The following is a 16,649-nucleotide window of genomic DNA, read 5'->3' on the forward strand; positions in this document are numbered from 1 at the left end:
GGCCCGGCGGGTGCGCTAGATCAATTTTCCAGGCGCGAGCTCAGCGTGATATTGGCATTGAGCAGCTTCGACACCGGGCAGTTTTCCTTGGCGGTGGTGGCGGCCTTGTCGAAATCTTCCTGGCTGGCGCCGGGAATCTTGGCAACGAGGTCCAGGTGGACGGCGGTAATCGTGAAACCGTCGCCCTCTTTTTCCATCGAGACCGTGGCCGTGGTGCGCAGTTCCTGGGCCGTCATGCCGGCCTTGCCGAGCTGGCCGGACAGGGCCATCGTGAAGCAGCCCGCGTGGGCCGCGCCGATCAGTTCTTCCGGATTGGTGCCCGGGCTGTCTTCGAAGCGGGTATTGAAACCGTAGGGCGCCTCTTTCAGCGCGCCGCTGCCGGTCGAGACCGCGCCCTTGCCATCCTTGATGCCGCCGCTCCAGACGGCGCTGCCATTACGTTTGATCGTCATGATTTACTTTCCTTGTTCGTTGATTGGTCGTGGAACCGGACGCACCACATCGTGGTCGCGCATCGATTCGTGGCGATCGGGTTGCGGGTTGGCCTGGCCGGTTGCACCGGCTTTCGGGTCGACCGCTTCGCTGATGCCGGGCGTGTTGCGCAAGTCGGTATCGACCAGGCCTTGCGCCAGGTCTTCGGCGGCCTGCTTCATGATGCCGCGCGGCTCGGCATCCTGGCCGTCGGGCGACTCGTCGCGTTCGTGTGGCGAACGCTTGACGCCGTCGTTTTCGATCTTCGCATCGGTGTTGACGAAGCGATCTTTGGTTTCAATAACCATGGGGCTCTCCTTGACTGACTCTTGCATGAATCCTAACGCGTCGTACCGTGCGCAGTCGCGCAATTGGATGATGCTTTTTTGCAATTAAATAGTTACCATGGTGTATACGTCATCTTGCCGGGAATGCGCCGTGAAAAACGATCTTCAGTTAGACCAGGCTACAGCCTGCCCGAATTGCGGCACCGTCATTGCCGGCAATTTCTGCCAGGGATGCGGCCAGGCGGCGCATTTGCACGTGCCGAGCGCGCGCGAATTCCTGCACGAATTCATCGCGCACTATGTCGCGCTGGAAGGAAAGCTGTGGAAGTCAGTGGCGCTACTGATGTTCCGCCCCGGACGCTTGACGCGCGATTACATCGAGGGCAAGCGCGTGCGCTATGTCGAGCCGCTGCGCCTCTACCTGAGCTTCAGCATCATTTTCTTTGCGATCTTTAAACTTGGCGGCGCCATCAGTATCGGCAACGGCGCACCGGACACCGCACCCGCGCGACAGGTGCAAGCTGAGCAGAAGGCAGGCAACGCGAGGGAGGCCACCGTCTCGCCGGAGCGGCGTGCGCAGGAACAGGCAAGGGAAGAGCGGCGACTCGCTCGCCTGAAGAACGAAGACCGGGAGCTGCTCCACTTCGGTGAGGGCGATGATGCCAAGGCGGAAAAATTCGCGGCGGCTATCCATCCAGCCCTCGGCAAGAAGGTCGCGCGCTTCCTGCAACTGCCGAAAAAGGAGCAAAATGACGCGGTGCTGCGCGCCCTGTCGAGCTACACCCCCTACGCGATCTTCGCCCTGATGCCGGTCTTCGCGGCACTGCTGAAGCTGCTGTATCTCGGCTCGGGCCGGCGTTATGGCGAGCACCTGCTGTTCGCACTGCACACGAATGCCTTTGCCTTCCTGGTGCTGAGCCTGTTTATGATCCTGCCCGACTTCATCCCCCTGGTCGGGCTCGGGCTTGGGCTGTGGCTGGTGTTTTACCTGCCGACCGCGATGCGCAAGGTGTACGGGGGCGGGCGCCTGCTCACTGCCCTGCGCTGGATCGTGCTCGGGAGCCTCCATCTTCTCTGCATCGTCCTCGCAATCAGTGCCGCTGCCGCACTGGCAATGGTCTCGTGATCTTGCGGGATCGCGTCCACCCCATCTATACTGTGATTTTGTACAGTATTTGATGCGCGGCCGGGTGGCAACGGCCGGGATTATCGGTTAATCTCCCAGCGTGTTCGCCCATCCACCGCCGAGAGACCCTATGCCCGTTTTCCCCGAATCGCAATCGATCATCGCGCTGGTGGTACGGCAAAATACCGCCGGCATCGAAGAGCCGGTCGCGAGCATCGTCGCTTTCCTTCAGGAAGGCGGGCACCGCGTGGTGTTCGAAGCCGATACGGCGGCCCATCTCGGCATGCCGTACGTCGAGACCATGACGGTCGCCGAGATCGGCGAGCAGGTGCCCCTGGTCATCGTCATGGGCGGCGACGGCACCATGCTCGGCATTGCGCGCCAGCTCGCCAAATACGACATCGCCCTGATCGGCATTAACCTCGGCCGCCTCGGTTTCATTACCGATATCCCGGTCGACCGCATGCTGCCGGCGCTGGGCGAAATTTTGCAGGGCAAAGCCACCGTCGAAAAGCGCACGCTGCTGGAAGGGCGCGTGATGCGCGCCGGCGAGATGATTTATTGCGGCGTCGCCGTCAACGACGTGGTCGTGGCGCGCGGCAGCGGCGCCGGCATGGCGGAATTGCGCGTGACGGTCGACGGCCACTTCATGTACAACCAGCGTTCGGACGGTTTGATCGTCTCCACGCCAACCGGTTCCACCGCCTACGCGCTGTCGGCGGGTGGGCCCCTGCTGCACCCCAGCCTGCAAGGCATCGTGCTGGTGCCGATCGCGCCGCACGCGCTGTCGAACCGGCCGATCGCCATTCCCGACACCAGCGAGATCGTGGTCGAAATCGTCAGCGGGCGCGACATTTCGGTCAACTTCGACATGCAAACCTTCGCGAGCCTGCAGCATGGCGACGAAATTTTCATCTCGCGCTCGCCCAACACCATCACCTTCCTGCATCCGGAAGGCTGGAGCTACTACCACACGCTGCGCGAAAAGCTGCACTGGCACGAATACCCGTCGAACGACGGCAAATTAAAGTAAACCGAAACCCGGGAGACCCCTTTCTTCATGCTGCGCACTCTGACCATCCGCGACTTCGTCATCGTCGACGCCATCGAACTCGAATTCGCCCGCGGCTTCTCGGTTTTTACGGGCGAGACCGGGGCCGGTAAATCGATCCTGATCGATGCGCTGCAATTGGCCCTGGGCGGACGCGGCGACGCGAGCATGGTGCGCGAAGGCGCGGCCAAGGCCGACATCAGCGCCGACTTCGCACTCACCGAGGCCGCCACCAGCTGGCTCGAGCAGCACGAGTTCGCAGTCGACGAGGGCGGGGCCCTGCTGCGCCGCGTGATCGACAACGCCGGCCGCTCGAAAGCCTATATCAACGGCATCGCGGCCACCGCCGGCCAGCTGCGCGAGCTGGGCGAGATGCTGGTCGACATCCATGGCCAGCACGCGCACCAGTCCCTGTTGAAATCCGACGCCCAGCGCGCCCTGCTCGACAACCAGATTGCGGTGCGCGATCCGCTAGCGGCCGCCGAAGCGCAGGAAGTGGCGCTTGCCTGGCGCGCCTGGCGGGCGCTGTCGCGCCAGCGCGAGGAATACGAGACGAACGCGAAGAACGTGCTGATCGAACGCGAGCGCCTCGAGTGGCAGGTCAGCGAGCTGGATAAACTGACGCCGAAGGCCGGCGAGTGGACCGAGATCACGAACGAGCACAGCCGCCTGTCGCACGCGGCCAGCCTGATCGAAGGCGCGCAGGAAGCGCTCGAAGCGCTGTCCGAAGCCGACCATCCGATCCTGTCGCAGCTGTCGTCCCTGAACACCAAGCTGGGTAAACTGGTTGACGTCGACGCCGAACTGCAAACCGTGCTCGACTGCATGGAGCCGGCCCGCATCCAGCTGCAGGAAGCGGTGTACGCGCTCAACAGCTATATCGACAAGGTCGAGCTCGACCCAAGCCGCCTGCGCGAAGTCGATTCGCGCATGGACGCGCTGCACAGCGCCGCGCGCAAGTACCATGTGACCCCGGAAGAACTGCACGAAGAACACGCGGCCCTGGCCGCCAAGCTGCGCCAGCTGGCCGACGCCAGCGACATGGACGGACTGAAACGTCAGGAAGCGAAAGCCGAAGCGGCTTACCGCAAGGTGGCCGATCGTTTGTCTGCGCGCCGCATGACGGCTGCCCGCGCACTCAGTGAGCAGGTCACGAATGCGATGCAGGAACTGAGCATGGGCGGCGGCCGTTTTGAAGTGGGCCTGAATCCGGGCGAGCCGGGCGCACACGGTGTCGAGGTCGTGGAATTCCTGGTGGCCGGCCACGCCGGCGTCGTGCCGCGCCCGCTGGCCAAGGTCGCCTCGGGCGGCGAACTGGCGCGTATCTCGCTGGCCATTTCCGTCATCACCTCGAACGCCACCACCACGCCGACCCTGATTTTCGACGAGGTCGACAGCGGCATCGGCGGCGGCGTGGCCGAAGTCGTGGGTCGCCTCCTGAAACGCCTGGGCCAGGAACGGCAGGTGCTGTGCGTGACCCACTTGCCGCAGGTGGCGAGCCAGGCCAATCAACACTTCCAGGTGGCGAAAGGTACGACCGGCGAAGGCCGCACGGTCTCGCGCATCGAGGTCCTCAACAACCGCGCGCGCGTGGAAGAAGTGGCGCGCATGCTGGGGGGGATCGAGATTACGGAGACGACGAGGAAGCATGCTCGGGAGTTGCTGGCGTCTTGATGCCAGCGAACTGTCTTAATTGACTGGGACGAATGCAAGAGGGCTGGCCCAGCTTGCAAGACAAGTCAGCCCGGCTTGCGAGAAGGAGGCGTAACTGCAGGGCGCAGTTCTCTCGCACGATAGCGCTCGGGCTCGCGGCGGAATTGGTCGGCCAAGGATGTTGCGTACCCGGGCGTCGTCCGGATTCGTGCAAGCTCATCCGGGTTGAGCCGAATGCTCACCTCGTATAGACCGATACTCCCGGCTACGTAGGTGAGCAACCAATCTGTGCCATCGTTGAAAACGACGAAATTCCAGGCTTGTTCCTCAAGCACTTCGGTACGCATCGTGGTCCCTGACTACTGTTGGACGGCGCATAAATTCCCACAGTATTCTTTTCCCGCAGGTAAATTTTTGCGTTTCCGCAGGCGAAGGGCTTCGCCGTATTCGGTACGGTTTCTTTGGTGGAGCCTGTTCAGGCGAGCACCGTACCGGGCGCTCCACCCCTCACACCTCTGCCACAATCTCCCTCCAACCCAACCACGGAGGTTCGCATGACCATCGACAAAGTCCTGTACCGCGCCAAGGCCACCTCGCAGGGCGGCCGCGAAGGTAGTTCCCGCAGCGATAACGGTGTGCTGGACGTCAAGCTGACGACGCCGAAGGAGCTGGGCGGCAATGGCGCCACCGGCACCAATCCCGAGCAACTGTTTGCGGCCGGCTACTCGGCCTGCTTCCTGGGCGCGCTGAAATTTGTCGCCGGCCAGGCCAAGGTCAAGCTGCCGGAAGAGCTGACCGTGACGGGCGAGGTCGGCATCGGCCAGATTCCGACCGGTTTCGGCATCGAGGTCGACCTGGCGATCAACGGTCCCGGCATGGAACAGCAGCAGTTGCAGGAACTGGTCGACAAGGCCCACATCGTCTGCCCGTATTCGAATGCCACGCGCAACAACATCGACGTGCGCCTGAAGGTCACGACCTGAGTTGTACGCCGTGCCTGGAAAACGCCGGCTGAGGCGTTTTCTAGCGCCGCAGTTTGGTCCTGGGCGAGCGCAAGACGCGCTGGACGACGGTGGCTTCCACCCGCATCAGCTGCATGAAGAGATGCGCCGCGCCAGTCCCGAAGACATCGCGCACCACCTGCGATCGGTAGACCAGCTTCGACATCCGCTGATCGCGGCGGGCGTAGGGCCGGGCGTCCCCCTCCTGAAGATGTTCTAGCACGGGTTCCGGCCCTGCCCACAATCGATTCCACGGTGATGATCCTTGTCAGGCCGGCAGGCAAAGGCAGCGGCAGAGCCAGGACAGACCATGGCGGCAAGTGGGGGAGCTTGAATTTTCATCGTGGGGGCGGGGACCGAATTGGGCAATCAGCGCATTACAAACGAATCCCGGCACCAGAACTAGGCGCGCGCCTGTAAGAAACGTTACGAAACGTTAAGGCGACCAGCCATGACCGCGGCCATGGACGCATTCCGTGCGCTAACACAACAGCAAGATTGCCGAACGGCTGGCTTTACGCGCCATTCGCAAATATCGGCTCGGCCCCTTAAGCAGCACACATATAATGAAGGCCCTGTGCCGCCTCTTGCTTGCTCATGCCTTTCAGAAAAGAACCCGCCCACACCCACGGCAACATCTCCCGCAGCGCCATTGTGCTGGTGAACCTCGGCACGCCCGATGCGCCGACCCGCTCGGCGGTCAAGCGCTACCTGAAGCAATTCCTGTCCGACCCGCGCGTGGTGGAAATTCCGCGCCTGGTGTGGTGGTGCATCCTGAACCTGATCATCCTGCCGTTTCGCTCCGGCGCCTCGGCGAAGAAATACCAGATGATCTGGACCCGGGAAGGCTCGCCCCTGAAGGTGCACACCCAGAAGCAGGCCAACCTGCTGGGCGAAGCGCTGGAGGAGCGCGGCCACGAAGGCGTGCAGGTCCGGATGGCGATGCGCTACGGTTCGCCCTCGCTGCCGGAAGTGCTGGATGAGTTGAAGCGCGAGAATTGCGACCGCATCGCCGTCCTGCCCGCCTATCCACAGTATTCGGGCACGACCACCGGCTCGATCTGGGATGCCGTCTTTGCCCACTACAAGGACATCCGCAACGTGCCCGAGCTGCGCCTGGTCAAGCACTACCACGACCACGATGGCTATATCGACGCCCTGCGCGACATCGTGCAGGCGCACTGGGACATCCATGGCCGCGGCGAGAAGCTGGTGATGAGTTTCCATGGCGTGCCGAAGCGCACCCTGATGCTGGGCGACCCCTATTTTTGCGAATGCCAGAAAACGGCGCGCCTGCTGGCCGAGCGCCTGCGCCTGGCGCCAAACGACTATCTCGTCACCTTCCAGTCACGCTTCGGCAAGGCCGAATGGCTGCAGCCGTACACGGCGCCCACCGTGCAAGAGCTCGCCCGCCAGGGCGTGCAGCGCGTGGACGTGATCTGCCCTGGGTTCACCAGCGACTGTCTGGAAACCCTGGAAGAGATCTCGATGGAAGTGAAACACGATTTCGAGAGCGCCGGCGGCAAGGAATTTCACTATATCCCCTGCTTGAACGAGTCGCCGACCTGGATCGTCGGCCTGGCCGAAATCGCCGAACAGCACCTGATCGGCTGGCCGACGATGATGAGCCCGTCCCAGCGCGAGGCCGAGCGGCGCGATGCCGATCTGGGGCGCGAAAACGCGGCGCGGCTGGGGGCCTGAGCTTATAGCCTGTGGGGCTGTTGCCTGATACGTTATCGGCAAGTTGAATCCGCGTGGGCACAGGGTGCCCGGTGAAGCTGTCATGGAGGCCATTGGCCTCCATGACCCCGTACGGATGAGGCCGCTGACTCAAGGTAGCAGGAGTATCGACAGCGCCAGTCCGCGGCTTTTCTCGTAGGGTGGGCACGCGTGCCCACGCGGATCATGCGGACCGATAACGCCGCAGGCAACAGCCCCACGTCCGTCTGCAAAACGCGCGACAGCCCGGCCGCCGACCCTGCCCCCAAGCCCACCTGTTAAAATGGCATGTTTTGACGGCGTGACCTACATCCCGGCGTAGCAGATGCACGCTACCGCAAGCGCGGTGTAGACCACGACGGCGCTGCTGATTATCCGCAATTTCATGATGGCTCCCTCAGCCCTGGTTCTTGTTCAAATGACGTCGTTACGCGTCTTGAAAACATGGTAGAGCGCCAGGCTCAGGAAAGAATCAGCTCATCGGTAAATGTTGTAACAAGAGTTGTCAGACTTTCTGCTTCCCTGCGTTTAATACCCCTTGAATTTGTAGGAGATCGCCCCATATGCGGCGCTGTACGACGAGGTGTATCCGTCTCATTATTCAGTCAAGTATTTGATTTCAGGAGTATTTTCGATGCATGATCAAGAAAATCCAGAGGTGATTCCCCAGCCGGAGAGCGATGCTGCTCCGGCAGCTGCCCCCCAGGCAGCCGCCCCCAATGCCGCTCCGGCAACCGGTGAACCCGGCCTCGAAGAACAGCTGAGCGCAACCGAAGCCAAGCTGGCTGAAATGCACGACGCCTTCATGCGTGCCAAGGCCGACGCCGAGAACATCCGCCGCCGCGCCCAGGAAGACGTCAGCAAGGCCCACAAGTTTGCCATCGAAAGCTTTGCAGAAGCCATGGTCCCGGTGCGAGACAGCCTGGAAATGGCCCTGAAGGTCGAATCGCCGACGGTCGAGGCGATCAAGGAAGGCGTCGAAATGACGCTCAAGCAGCTGACCTCCGCGTTTGAAAAGAACCGGCTGGTCGAAGTGATGCCGGCGCCGGGCGACAAGCTCGATCCGAACAAGCACCAGGCGGTGGCTCTCGTGCCGGCCGACCAGGAAGCGAATACCGTGGTCAGCGTGCTGCAGAAGGGTTACATGATCGCGGACCGCCTGTTGCGTCCGGCCATCGTCACTGCTGCACAGCCAAAATAAGAAAAACATCCTGTGCTAGGTGGCAACCCCCCCTTGAAAGCACACCGTTTTTCCCAATATTACAAAAAACATCCGAAACTTAGCATTCAAAGGAAAAAATCATGGGCAGAATTATCGGTATCGACTTGGGCACCACCAACTCGTGCGTTGCAATCATGGAAAACGGCCAGCCTAAGGTCATTGAAAACGCGGAAGGCGCGCGTACCACGCCGTCCATCATCGCTTACCAGGAAGATGGCGAGATCCTCGTCGGTGCACCTGCGAAACGCCAGGCGGTCACCAACCCAAAGAACACCCTGTTCGCCGTCAAGCGCCTCATCGGCCGCAAGTACGACGAAAAGGAAGTCCAGAAGGACATCGGCCTGATGCCGTACGCGATCGTCAAGGCCGACAACGGCGACGCCTGGATCGGCGTGCGCGACAAGAAGCTGGCGCCTCAGCAGGTGTCGGCTGAAACCCTGCGCAAGATGAAGAAGACCGCCGAAGACTACCTCGGCGAAGAAGTCACCGAAGCGGTCATCACCGTGCCGGCCTACTTCAACGACTCGCAGCGCCAGGCAACCAAGGATGCCGGCCGTATCGCGGGCCTGGACGTCAAGCGCATCATCAACGAGCCGACCGCGGCCGCGCTGGCATTCGGCCTGGACAAGACCGACAAGGGCGACCGCAAGATCGCCGTGTATGACCTGGGCGGCGGCACCTTCGACGTCTCGATCATCGAAATCGCGGACGTGGACGGCGAGAAGCAGTTCGAAGTGCTGTCGACCAACGGCGACACCTTCCTCGGCGGCGAAGACTTCGACCAGCGCATCATCGATTACATCATCGACGAATTCAAGAAGATCAACGGCCTCGACCTGTCGAAAGACGCGATCGCCCTGCAGCGCATCAAGGCTTCGGCCGAGCGCGCCAAGATCGAACTGTCGTCGTCGCAGCAGACCGAAATCAACGAGCCCTACATCGCCATGGCGAACGGCGCGCCGGTCCACCTGAACCTGAAAATGACCCGCGCCAAGCTCGAGTCGCTGGTCGAGGAACTGATCGCCAAGACGATCGAGCCATGCCGCATCGCCATCAAGGATGCCGGCGTCAAGGTCAGCGACATCGACGACATCATCCTGGTCGGCGGCATGACCCGCATGCCGAAGGTTCAGGAAAAAGTGAAAGAATTCTTCGGCAAGGATGCACGCAAGGACGTGAACCCGGACGAAGCCGTCGCTGTCGGCGCCGCCATCCAGGGTTCGGTCCTGTCGGGCGAACGCAAGGACTTGCTGCTGCTGGACGTGACGCCTCTGTCGCTGGGTATCGAAACCCTGGGCGGCGTGATGACCAAGATGATCCACAAGAACACCACGATTCCGACCAAGTTCTCGCAGGTGTTCTCGACCGCCGACGACAACCAGCCGGCAGTGACGATCAAGGTCTATCAGGGCGAGCGTGAAATCGCGGCCGGCAACAAGGGCCTGGGCGAATTCAATCTCGAGGGCATCCCGCCAGCATCGCGCGGCACCCCGCAGATCGAAGTGACCTTCGACATCGACGCCAACGGCATCCTGCACGTCGGCGCCAAAGACAAGGCCACCGGCAAGGAAAACAAGATCACCATCAAGGCGAATTCGGGCCTGACCGAAGCCGAGATCCAGAAGATGGTGAAGGACGCCGAGCTGAACGCCGAGGAAGACAAGAAGGTCAAGGAGCTGGCGGAAGCCCGTAACGAGGCAGACGCGAAGGTGCACTCGACCCGCAAGTCGCTGACCGAACACGGCGACAAGCTGGAAGCGGGCGAGAAAGAGAAGATCGAAGCGGCCATCACCGACCTCGAAGGCTCGATCAAGTCCGGCGACAAGACCGACCTCGACAACAAGACCGCGGCCCTCACGACCGCTGCGCAAAAGCTGGGCGAGAAGGTGTATGCCGACATGCAGGCGCAGCAGGCGGGCGGTGCGGGCGCCGAAGGTGGCGCGCAGCAGGGCGGCGCCGAATCGTCGGCCCAGGCTGACGACGTCGTCGATGCCGACTTCAAGGAAGTCAAAGACGCGAAGTAATCCATTCGCGTACGGGAGGGGCGACCCTCCTGGAACGGCCGAGCCGACGCAAGCTTTTTTGCTCGGCTCGGTTTTTTTGTCAGACAGTTTGATTCAGTAGACAACAGCAAGGTGCCCAATGGCAAAGCGTGATTTTTACGAGATCCTTGGGGTCGCAAAGGGTGCTTCGGAAGAAGAAATTAAAAAGTCTTATCGCAAGCTGGCGATGAAGTTCCACCCTGACCGCAATCCGGACAACAAGGAAGCGGAAGAGAAGTTCAAGGAGGTCAAAGAGGCCTACGAGATGCTCACCAATCCGGAGAAGCGCGAGGCCTATGACCGTTACGGTCACGCCGGCGTCGATCCGAACATGGGCGGCGGTGGCGGCTTTGGCGGCGGCGCCGGCGGTTTCGGCGATGCCTTTGGCGATATCTTCGGCGACATCTTCGGCGGCGGCCGCGGCGGACGCGGCGGCGGCGGACCCCAGGTCTACCGCGGCGCCGACCTGCGCTATAACCTCGAGATCACGCTCGAGCAGGCAGCCAATGGCTTCGACACGACGATCCGCGTGCCGAGCTGGGACAAGTGCGACACCTGCCACGGCAGCGGCGCCAAGCCGGGCACCCAGCCCGTCACCTGCACCACCTGCGCCGGCCACGGCCAGGTGCGCATGCAGCAGGGCTTCTTCAGCATCCAGCAGACCTGCCCGAAGTGCCACGGCAGCGGCAAGATGATCCCGGAACCGTGCGCAGCCTGCGCCGGCGCCGGACGCATCAAGCGCAACAAGACGCTGGAAGTGAAGATTCCTGCCGGTATCGACAACGGCATGCGCATCCGCTCGACCGGCAACGGCGAACCGGGCACGAATGGTGGTCCGTCGGGCGACCTGTATGTGGAAATCCACATCAAGCCGCACGCGGTCTTCCAGCGCGAAGGCGACGACCTGCATTGCGAAATGCCGATCTCGTTCTCGAAGGCGGCCCTGGGCGGCGAAATCGAAGTGCCTACGCTCACCGGCAAAGTGTCGTTCACGGTGCCGGAAGGCACGCAGACCGGCAAGACTTTCCGCCTGAAAGGCAAGGGCATCAAGGGCGTGCGTTCGGGCTATGCGGGAGATTTGTTCTGCCACATGATCGTCGAGACCCCGGTGAAACTCACCGAGAAGCAGAAGGACCTGCTGCGCGAGTTCGAACGCTCGACCAGCGAGGGCGGTGCCAAGCACAGCCCGCAAAGCAAGGGCTGGATGGACAAAGTGAAAGACTTCTTCGAGTAAGAGGTTGACGAAGAACCGCCGGGCGGCGCGAGCCCTCGGCGGTTTTTTTATGCCCGGTGCGCTTTCCTTGTTGCGTTTACAATACGCAAAATTCACAGAAAATCACGGAATGGCGTCAGCCGGCGCCTTCCCCCAGCAGGAGAATCAGATGGCGAAAACACCGACCGGCCTGACGGCAAACGACCTTTTCCAGCGCAACCGCGAATGGGCGGCCTCGATGGTGGAACAGGACCCGGGCTACTTCAAGGACCTGGCTTCGCAACAGGCACCGGAATACCTCTGGATCGGCTGCTCGGACAGCCGCGTGCCGGCCAACGAGCTGCTTGGCATGGCGCCGGGCGAGCTGTTTGTGCACCGGAATATCGCCAACGTCGTCGTCCATTCCGACCTGAACGCGCTCTCCGTGCTGCAGTTCGCGGTCGACGTCCTGAAGGTCAAGCACATCATCATCTGCGGCCACTACGGCTGCGGGGGCGTGCACGCGGCACTGACCGATGCGCGCGTCGGGCTGGCCGACAACTGGCTCGGCCACGTGCGCGACGTACGCGACAAGCACGGCAAATACCTGGGTAATGTGGCTGGTATATCGGCCACCAACCGCCTGGTCGAACTGAACGTGGCCGAGCAGGTGATCAACGTGGCGCAGACGACGATCGTGCGCGACGCCTGGGAACGCGGCCAGCCGGTCACCATTCACAGCTGGGTCTATGGCGTACACGATGGCCTGCTGCGCGACCTCGGCATCACCGTCAGCAGCCACGCCGAGATCGCCCCAAAACTCGCCGTCGTGCTCGACGGCTACCGCGACCGCGGAGAAGACCTGTGAGCGATGCAGGCGGACAGGGAGATTTGGCCCGCCTGCGCGAACTGGTCCGCGTATTCGTGAACGAGCGCGACTGGGACCAGTTCCATACGCCGAAGAATCTGTCGTCGGCGCTGTCGGTCGAGGCGGCCGAACTGCTGGAACACTTCCAGTGGCTGCAGCACGGCCGCATCGACGAGCTCGGCGCGGACAAGTTAATCGAGGTGCGCCACGAGATGGCCGACGTGCTGGTCTATCTCGTGCGCCTGGCGGATAAACTCGACGTCGACCTGATGGCGGCGGTCGAGGAAAAGATGGTCCTCAACCGCGCCAAATACCCCGCCGACAAGGTGCGGGGTGACGCGCGCAAGTATCACGAGTACAAGGACGCGTGATACACCTCAGAAGGTCACAATGCTCCCCCAGGCGCTCGTGCACTTGTGATCCGCATCGAACGTAGCCAGGGCTTTCACACCGCCGCCCGACGCCACGTCCAGCCCCAGCACCGTGCCAGGCCCCGTAAACGCCGGCCACTGCGCCGGCACCTCGCCACCGCTGTTCGGATTGCCCGTCTTGGCGAAATTGCTCCAGTAGCGCGTCATCGCGGTCTGCAGGGCGCGCCGCTCGGCATTGCCCAGATCGCCCAGGTTGTACAAATACTGCAGGTCATACGAGTGCGCCGCCCCTTGCGGGAAGCTCAGGAAATAGCTGCCGTTCGCCACGCCTACCGTGGGCAGCGCGGTCTGGTCGCGGAACTCGTACATCCAGACCGGCGAGCCCTGCGCGGCGATGCGCTGCGAGGTGCGCAGGGCAGGGCAGGAGAAGCCCAGGTCGGTCGCCAGGCTGGACGCCGCCAGGCTCGGCTGCACCGCCGGGTTGGTCCCGTAATTGGCGAGTGGGTAAAAGTTCGCGATGACGCTGGCGACGTTGATGCCGGTTCCCGCGGTCAGGCCGGCGATCGTCGGGGCATAGCCCGCGGCCGGCAGCGAGAAGCTGGTGTTGGCCGGATCGAAGTTTCCTGCGGCTGCGCGGCGGCCCGCCTCGTTGATCGCGATGTAGAGCGCGTATTCGTCTTCATTGGTGCCGTTGACGGTCGGGACCTTGATGTTCTCGCCGGCGGCAAAGGTTGCCTTGACCGACTTCGGCAGCACTTTGCCGTCGACCGAGGGCACCATGATCGGCAGGGCCGTGCTGATGGCGTTGGCCAGATAGGTGCGGATCACCGAGTCCGGCAGGCTGCGCAGGCAGGCAGCCGTGACCGCCGCACCCGGGGCGCAGCCGATGCCGGTGACGCCCGCAGCAGTGGCGGCATTGATGGCCGTGTCGACGATGGCGCCGCTGACGGCACCCATTTGCGCAGCACTCAGCTGGCGGTCGTTGCCGTAGTTGCCGCTCTGGATCATGGCCTTGTTGAACAGGCCTTTCGAGCCCGGCGAGGCCAGGTGCGTCATCACGCTGAAGCCGCCGGCCGATTCGCCAAAGACCGTCACATTGTTCTTGTCGCCCGCGAACTGGACAATATTGTCCTGTACCCACTTCAATGCCGCCTGCTGGTCCATGATGCCGTAATTGCCCGCAGCGCCGTCCGCCGCCAGGGTCGGATGCGCGAGAAAGCCCATTGCTCCGAGCCGGTAGGCGACGTTGACGACGATCACGCCCTTGGTCACCAGCGGCGACGGGTCCGCGTAGACCGCGGTGCCGCCCGTGTTGAAGGCGCCGCCGTGCAGGTTGACCATGACCGGGAACGGGCCCTGGCCGGCCGGCGCGTGCACGTCGAGGTACAGGCAGTCCTCGCTGTCGCCGCTCATGCGGAAGGGGCTGGCGCTGGTTTGCAGGCAGGGCGCCGCCGATTTGGTGGCGGCCAGGGTCGTGGTCCACGGCTGCGGCGCTGAAGGCGCCGTCCAGCGCCGTTCGCCTGTCGGGGGCGCGGCGAAGGGGATGGCGAAATAGCTGCGCATGTCGCCGCGGTCGACGGCGCGGACTTCACCGCCGGCCGTGCGCACCACCTCCATGGCGGTGCTGGGCTCCGAGTCGAAGCCGCCACAGGCGGCAAGCAGGACGACGACGCTCGATGCGAGCACGGGTTTCATGTGGCGGGGGGAATACGGCGCTTTCTTTTTCACTGCGTGTCTCCTGGTGTTGTTGGCTTGTTGGGCGTGCTGAGTCGCCCACGCCTTTATGGCATAGGTGCAATTGATCATAACGAGAAATTGAACGGCGCGGCACGCAGACGCCGCCCCTAAGGCCATCGACGGGAAAGTTCGCTACCTGCGCCCGATGCCGAGCACCCCATCCGAGCTGCGGATGCCGAGCACATCCATCAGCTGTTCCAGCTCGCCAATGAGAAGGTCACGGGTGGCCGTGTCGGCGCTGTCGAGCGCTTCCAGGGTGGTGTGAAACTGCTGCATGACCCAGAATTTGGTCGGATGCGCTTCGATCCCCGCCAGCAGGGTATCGGCCAGGCGCGCCCCGCTGGGCGAAGCCGCCCGATACGCCCGCAAGCCATCGAGCACCCGCGGCACGATGAACAGGGGCGCATCGACGACGTCGGCCAGCGGATCACGCACGTGTCAAAGCGGCGCCATTCACACGCCGCCCATGCAGATGTACTTGATGACCAGGTAATCATCCATCCCGTGGGTCGAGCCTTCGCGGCCCAGCCCGGACTGCTTGACCCCGCCAAACGGCGCCACTTCGGTCGAAATCAGGCCGGTATTCACGCCCACCATGCCGGTCTCGATCTGCTCGGCGACACGCCAGACGCGGCCGATGTCGCGCGAATAGAAATACGAGGCCAGCCCGAATTCGGTGTCGTTTGCCAGCGCAATGACCTCGTCCTCGGTCTTGAAACGGAACAGCGGCGCCAGCGGGCCGAAGGTTTCTTCGCGCGCCACCATCATGTCGGAAGTAACGTCGGCCAGCACGGTTGGCTGGAAGAAGCTGTGGCCGAGTGCGTGGCGCTTGCCGCCCAGCAGCAGTCGCGCGCCTTTATCCAGGGCGTCGGCGATGTGCTGCTCGACTTTGAGCACCGCCTTTTCCTCGATCAGCGGCCCCTGGTTCACGCCCGGTTCGACACCATTGCCGACCTTCAGTTTTTCCACGGCCGCGACCAGCTTTTGCGCGAATGCGTCATAAACGCCGTCCTGCACATACAGGCGGTTGGCGCAGACGCAGGTCTGGCCGGCATTGCGGTATTTCGAGGCGATCGCCCCTTCCACGGCGGCGTCGATGTCGGCGTCGTCGAACACGATGAAGGAAGCGTTGCCGCCCAGCTCGAGCGAGAGCTTCTTGATGGTCGGCGCGCATTGTTCCATCAACAGGCGCCCGACCGCGGTCGAACCGGTGAAGCTGAGTTTGCGTACAGTCGGGTTACTCGTCATTTCGCCGCCGATGGCCTTCGAGTCGCCGATCACGACGCTGAACACGCCTTTCGGCACGCCGGCGCGCTCGGCCAGCACGGCCAGGGCCAGCGCCGAATACGGGGTCAGTTCAGCCGGTTTCAGGACGATCGGGCAGCCGGCGGCCAGCGCCGGGCCGACCTTGCGCGTGATCATCGCCGCCGGAAAATTCCACGGGGTGATGGCCGCGCAGACGCCGATCGGCTCGCGGGTGACGACGATGCGGCGGTCCGGCCAGGGCGACTGCAGGGTTTCGCCGGCGACGCGCTTGGCTTCCTCTCCGAACCACTCGAAGAACGAAGCCGCATACGCCACTTCGCCCTTGGCTTCCGCCAGCGGTTTGCCTTGCTCGGCCGTCATGATGAGCGCCAGGTCGTCGGCGTTTTCCAGCATCAGGTCGTTCCACTTGCGCAGGATCAGGCTGCGCTCGCGCGCGGTCTTCTTGCGCCAGGCCGGCCAGGCGGCGGCTGCGGCGTCGATCGCGCGCCGGGTTTCTTGCGCGCCCATGTGCGGCACCGTGCCCAGGGTTTCGCCGGTGGCCGGGTTGATCACGTCGACCGTGGCGGCGTCATGCGCATCGCACCATTCGCCGTCGATAAAGGCTTGCTGGCGCAAGAGCGTCGGGTCTTTCAAAGTCAGCATG

General features: G+C 63.0%; 16 protein-coding genes. 10 read left to right on the forward strand and 6 right to left on the reverse strand.

Translation table 11 applies throughout. The features are described from left to right. Positions 1 to 20: 20 nt before the first annotated feature. Positions 21 to 452 (reverse strand): OsmC family protein, encoded by a 432-nt coding sequence (locus NMB41_RS01915; RefSeq protein WP_494380806.1) that lies wholly within the window; start codon positions 450 to 452, stop codon positions 21 to 23. A 3-nt stretch (positions 453 to 455) separates the two neighbouring features. Beyond that, entirely contained in the window at positions 456 to 779 is a 324-nt protein-coding gene (locus NMB41_RS01920; RefSeq protein ID WP_494380807.1) for a hypothetical protein, read from the reverse strand. Positions 780 to 909: 130 nt separating this feature from the next. On the opposite strand from NMB41_RS01920, the gene NMB41_RS01925 reads away from it, so the two are divergent. The 4 genes from NMB41_RS01925 (at position 910) to NMB41_RS01940 (ending at position 5,571) form a co-directional block, all read left to right on the forward strand. Then, a complete protein-coding gene (locus tag NMB41_RS01925; protein WP_494380808.1) occupies positions 910 to 1,884 on the forward strand; it encodes a DUF3667 domain-containing protein in 975 nt (324 codons plus the stop codon). A gap of 130 nt (positions 1,885 to 2,014) precedes the next feature. After that, a complete protein-coding gene (locus tag NMB41_RS01930; RefSeq protein ID WP_494380809.1) occupies positions 2,015 to 2,917 on the forward strand; it encodes an NAD kinase in 903 nt (300 codons plus the stop codon). A 27-nt stretch (positions 2,918 to 2,944) separates the two neighbouring features. Next, entirely contained in the window at positions 2,945 to 4,609 is a 1,665-nt protein-coding gene (gene recN / locus NMB41_RS01935; protein ID WP_494380810.1) for a DNA repair protein RecN, read from the forward strand. A 533-nt stretch (positions 4,610 to 5,142) separates the two neighbouring features. Beyond that, the gene (locus NMB41_RS01940) at positions 5,143 to 5,571 is read left to right on the forward strand and encodes an organic hydroperoxide resistance protein (RefSeq protein ID WP_494380811.1); all 429 of its coding nucleotides are present in this window, start codon (positions 5,143 to 5,145) and stop codon (positions 5,569 to 5,571) included. 40 nt (positions 5,572 to 5,611) lie between these two features. Here NMB41_RS01940 and NMB41_RS01945 read toward each other — a convergent pair whose 3' ends face one another. Next, positions 5,612 to 5,755, reverse strand: a complete 144-nt coding sequence (locus tag NMB41_RS01945; protein WP_494380812.1) for a hypothetical protein — start codon at positions 5,753 to 5,755, stop codon at positions 5,612 to 5,614. A gap of 431 nt (positions 5,756 to 6,186) precedes the next feature. On the opposite strand from NMB41_RS01945, the gene hemH reads away from it, so the two are divergent. The 6 genes from hemH (at position 6,187) to NMB41_RS01975 (ending at position 13,003) form a co-directional block, all read left to right on the forward strand. After that, positions 6,187 to 7,290, forward strand: a complete 1,104-nt coding sequence (gene hemH / locus NMB41_RS01950; RefSeq protein WP_494380813.1) for a ferrochelatase — start codon at positions 6,187 to 6,189, stop codon at positions 7,288 to 7,290. A 652-nt stretch (positions 7,291 to 7,942) separates the two neighbouring features. Then, complete coding sequence (gene grpE / locus NMB41_RS01955) at positions 7,943 to 8,509, forward strand: nucleotide exchange factor GrpE (protein WP_494380814.1); 567 nt, start codon at positions 7,943 to 7,945, stop codon at positions 8,507 to 8,509. A gap of 101 nt (positions 8,510 to 8,610) precedes the next feature. Further along, positions 8,611 to 10,554, forward strand: a complete 1,944-nt coding sequence (gene dnaK / locus NMB41_RS01960) for a molecular chaperone DnaK (RefSeq protein ID WP_494380815.1) — start codon at positions 8,611 to 8,613, stop codon at positions 10,552 to 10,554. A 118-nt stretch (positions 10,555 to 10,672) separates the two neighbouring features. After that, positions 10,673 to 11,806 (forward strand): molecular chaperone DnaJ, encoded by a 1,134-nt coding sequence (gene dnaJ / locus NMB41_RS01965; RefSeq protein WP_494380816.1) that lies wholly within the window; start codon positions 10,673 to 10,675, stop codon positions 11,804 to 11,806. A 148-nt stretch (positions 11,807 to 11,954) separates the two neighbouring features. Continuing rightward, a complete protein-coding gene (gene can, locus NMB41_RS01970; protein WP_494380817.1) occupies positions 11,955 to 12,632 on the forward strand; it encodes a carbonate dehydratase in 678 nt (225 codons plus the stop codon). Further along, complete coding sequence (locus NMB41_RS01975) at positions 12,629 to 13,003, forward strand: nucleotide pyrophosphohydrolase (RefSeq protein ID WP_494380818.1); 375 nt, start codon at positions 12,629 to 12,631, stop codon at positions 13,001 to 13,003. Before can ends, NMB41_RS01975 begins: the two co-directional genes overlap by 4 nt. A 6-nt stretch (positions 13,004 to 13,009) precedes the next feature. Here the strand turns inward: NMB41_RS01975 and NMB41_RS01980 are convergent, their stop codons facing one another. The 3 genes from NMB41_RS01980 to gabD form a co-directional block, all read right to left on the reverse strand. Continuing rightward, positions 13,010 to 14,731: a carboxylesterase/lipase family protein gene (locus tag NMB41_RS01980; protein ID WP_494380819.1), complete on the reverse strand. Its 1,722-nt coding sequence runs from the start codon at positions 14,729 to 14,731 to the stop codon at positions 13,010 to 13,012. A gap of 141 nt (positions 14,732 to 14,872) precedes the next feature. Further along, complete coding sequence (locus NMB41_RS01985; protein WP_494380820.1) at positions 14,873 to 15,175, reverse strand: DUF4844 domain-containing protein; 303 nt, start codon at positions 15,173 to 15,175, stop codon at positions 14,873 to 14,875. Positions 15,176 to 15,193: 18 nt separating this feature from the next. Continuing rightward, positions 15,194 to 16,648, reverse strand: coding sequence for an NADP-dependent succinate-semialdehyde dehydrogenase (gabD, locus tag NMB41_RS01990; RefSeq protein ID WP_494380821.1), 1,455 nt, complete (start codon positions 16,646 to 16,648; stop codon positions 15,194 to 15,196). Position 16,649: the final 1 nt, after the last annotated feature.

Source organism: Massilia sp. FBCC-B171, from assembly GCF_059134155.1.